4 protein-coding genes are annotated in these 3,422 nt (G+C 69.8%); all 4 read right to left on the reverse strand.

Annotated elements, in window-relative coordinates:
* Window positions 1–84 precede the first annotated feature (84 nt).
* On the reverse strand, window positions 85–666 hold the full coding sequence (locus M8J74_RS43195) for a GTP-binding protein (protein ID WP_026248371.1): 582 nt from the start codon (window positions 664–666) through the stop codon (window positions 85–87).
* Window positions 647–1,240 carry a DUF742 domain-containing protein gene (locus M8J74_RS43200; RefSeq protein WP_249841635.1) on the reverse strand — a complete coding sequence of 198 codons (594 nt, stop codon included), beginning with the start codon at window positions 1,238–1,240 and terminating at the stop codon, window positions 647–649. The genes M8J74_RS43195 and M8J74_RS43200 overlap by 20 nt, the downstream gene beginning before the upstream one ends.
* A 97-nt stretch (window positions 1,241–1,337) precedes the next feature.
* A complete protein-coding gene (locus M8J74_RS43205; RefSeq protein WP_007384910.1) occupies window positions 1,338–1,751 on the reverse strand; it encodes a roadblock/LC7 domain-containing protein in 414 nt (137 codons plus the stop codon).
* Between the two features lie 10 nt (window positions 1,752–1,761).
* Window positions 1,762–3,422: sensor histidine kinase (locus M8J74_RS43210; protein ID WP_249841636.1), on the reverse strand; the 1,661-nt coding region annotated here is incomplete at its 5' end.

The following is a 3,422-nucleotide window of genomic DNA, read 5'->3' on the forward strand; positions in this document are numbered from 1 at the left end:
GGGAACTGCGCGAACGGCCACCGAGCACCCGCAGACGGCATCGAAACCGTCCGGGGCAGCCCGGTGGCCGCACGAACCAGGTACCTACCGCAGTCGCGCCATCAACGCGTGCTCCACGAGCGTGATCAGCGCCGACTTCGCGTCCGCCCGATGCCGCGCGTCCGTCGTGATGATCGGGGTGTCGGGACCGATCTGCAGGGCCTCGCGGACCTCGTCGGGGTTGTACGGCTGGTTGCCGTCGAAGCCGTTCAGGGCGATGACGAACGGCAGACCCGAGTTCTCGAAGTAGTCGACCGCCGGGAAGCAGTCGGCCAGACGCCGGGTGTCGACCAGCACGATCGCGCCGATCGCGCCGCGCACCAGGTCGTCCCACATGAACCAGAAGCGGTCCTGGCCCGGCGTACCGAAGAGGTACAGGATCAGGTCCTGGTCCAGGGTGATACGGCCGAAGTCCATGGCGACCGTGGTGGTCGTCTTGTCTCCGGTGTGGGTGAGGTCGTCGATGCCTGCCGAAGCGGACGTCATGACGGCCTCTGTGCGCAGCGGGTTGATCTCCGAAACGGCCCCGACGAACGTGGTCTTGCCCACGCCGAAGCCACCCGCCACCACGATCTTCGCCGAGGTGGTGGAGCGGGAAGGACCGCCGCTAGAGCTTGCGAAGTCCACTGAGCACCCTTTCGAGCAGTGTCACGTCTGGCTGGCCGCCGGCGTTCTCGTCGCCGCCGGGCTGATGAATGGCGACCAGTCCTGCCTCCGCCAAGTCGGCGACGAGGATCCTGGCCACGCCGAGAGGGATCGTGAGCAGGGCCGAGATCTCGGCCACCGACTTGATTTCCCGGCAGAGGTTGCAGATCCGCTGATGCTCGGGCAACTGGCCCTGCATCTGATGCGGCTGCGCGGTGGTGTGCACCAGCGCCTCGATGGCGAGCTGGTAGCGCGGGCGCGTCCGGCCGCCGGTCATGGCGTACGGACGCACCAAGGGGTTGTTCGACGCCCCCGCGGGCGCCGGCTCGGGGGCGCGTCGATGCGGCTGCACGGGCTGGATGCGGGGAGCGGGCGGCTGGTCGTACGGCGACGGACCGGGACCCTGGGGGCCCGGGGGAGCGTACGGCTGGTGACGCCGCTGGTTCGGTGCGGAGGGGAAGTTGTAACGGTTCGGGTTCTGGGAACCGTCGCCCTGGCCCTGGGCAGGGCCGTACGACCAGTTGCCCGTATTCGAACCGCCTGGTGGTGTTGCCACTCTCTTCTCCTCCTCCGACCGTGCCGGGCACCCATCCCTGTGGAGCCGCGTCCCGAAACCTTACGGCCCCGGGACGGCAAAACGCACCGTCCGTCTGTCAGTTGAGCAGGCTGCCCTGGAGCTCGGCCCGCAGATCGGGCGTCAGGACCGAACCGGCACGGTCCACCAGAAGCGCCATCTCGTACCCGATGAGGCCGATGTCCGCCTCCGGATGTGCGAGTACCGCGAGCGACGAACCGTCGGATACGGACATGATGAACAGGAATCCCCGCTCCATCTCCACAACCGTCTGGTTCACGGCGCCACCCTCGAAGATCCGGGAGGCGCCCGCCGTCAGTGACGTCAGACCGGAGGCGACGGCAGCAAGCTGGTCGGCTCGGTCACGCGGAAACCCTTCGGACATCGCCAGAAGGAGTCCGTCGGCGGAGACCACCACCGTGTGGGACACCCCCGGGGTGTTGTCCACGAAGTTGGTGATCAACCAGTTCAGGTTCTGTGCCGCCTGGCTCATCGGGCTCACACTAACGCTCCTGGTTGTAGGTGCTGTCAGGACCGAAGCCCTGGCCGTTCGTTTCTCCGCCTGCGGTGCGGGCCCGCTGGACACCGCGCCGCAGGTTGCTCAGTCGCCCCCGGACGTCCTCCGGGGCTCGGGAGACCTGTGGGCCTCCCTGGGGGGTGGGCTCGGCGGCCCCGTCGACCAGGTTGGCCTTCGGTATCCGCCGCGGCAGGCCGGAGGAGGTGACCCCGCCCGCCTTGGGCTTCTTCAGCTGCGAGGCCTGCTGCCAGCGCTGGTCGTTCGCCGAGCGCCAGTCGCCGGAGCCGTTGCCTTCCGAAGCCGGAGCCGATGCCGGGGCCGACGTCTCCTGGTGCGCGTGCCGCGTGCCGTTCGAGCCGTTCGTACCGCCCGCGAAGGATCCGCGGCGGGGCAGCCCGGCGTCGGTCAGCTGGTGGGCGACGGAGGAAGCCGGTCCCGGACGGTCGAAGCCTACGCGGTCCGCCTCACTCGCGTCAGCGGCCTGCGAAGGTTCCGCTTCCGGAGCGTACTGGTCCGGGTAGCCGTTCTGGTAGCCGTCCTGCTGCGGCCAGTCGTCCTGGTAGCGGCGCTGGTCGAAGGCCGAGTAGGTCTCCGGGGCGGCGGCGTGGGCGACCGAGGGCTCCTCCTGCGCCGGCTCCGCATAGCCGGGCTCCGGGTAGCCGCCGTTCGACGAGAAGGTGTCGTTCTGCGGCAGGGAGCCGTTCTGCGGGAAGTACGGGTCCTGGTACGCCGGCTGCTGGGCCGTCTCCTCGTACGCCGGACGCGCCTGCTCCTCGTACGGGCTCTGCTGCTGCTCCTCGTACGCCGGGCGGGGGTCGAACGAACCGGTCTGCTGCTCGGGGAAGCCGTTGTCGTAGGCCGGCTGCGCGTCGAAGGCGTCCGCGTACGACGAGGACTCGGCGGCCGGGTCCTGCTGCTGCGGGTCCTGCGACTGCTGGGCCTCCAGGGCCGCGCGGCGCTCCTCGCGCAGCAGCGACCGGCCGACCGGGTCCAGCTCGCGGATGTCGTCCGGGACGTCCACGTAGCGGGTGTCGTCGAAGCCGAGCTCCGCCGCCGTACGCATCGGCTGGCTGAAGTTCTCACCCTGGAAGTTCTGCTCCGGGATGATCTGCGAGACGGTGAACTCGTCGCGCTGCATCTGCTGCTCGCCGCCACCGCCGTGGGTGATCGCGTCCGGCAGCATGACCAGTGAGGTGGTGCCCGCCTGCTCGCCGGAGGGGCGCAGCTGGACGCGGATGCCGTGCCGGTCGGACAGCCGGCCGACCACGAACAGGCCCATGCGCTGGGAGATCGCGACGTCCACGGTCGGCGGGTTGGCCAGCTTGTGGTTGATGTCCGCGAAGTCCTCGGCCGTCAGGCCGATGCCCTTGTCGTGGATCTCGATCATGACGCGGCCGTCGGGCAGACGGGTCGCGGTGACACGGACCTTGGTCTGCGGAGAGGAGAACGTGGTGGCGTTCTCCAGCAGCTCGGCGAGCAGGTGCACGAGGTCGGTCACGGCGCGGCCGTGGATCTCGGCCTCCGGGACGCCCTGCAGCTCGATGCGCTCGTACTGCTCCACCTCGGAGGAGGCGGCGCGCAGGACGTCGACCAGCGGGACCGGCTGGTCCCAGCGGCGGCCGGGCTCCTCGCCCGCGAGCACCAGGA

This window comes from Streptomyces panaciradicis (assembly GCF_023516615.1).
Classification (GTDB): domain Bacteria; phylum Actinomycetota; class Actinomycetes; order Streptomycetales; family Streptomycetaceae; genus Streptomyces; species Streptomyces panaciradicis.

Coding starts and splice junctions, on each gene's coding strand:
- M8J74_RS43205 (WP_007384910.1), bottom strand. CDS start 1,751: ATGAGCCAGGCGGCACAGAACCTGAACTGGTTGATCACCAACTTCGTG.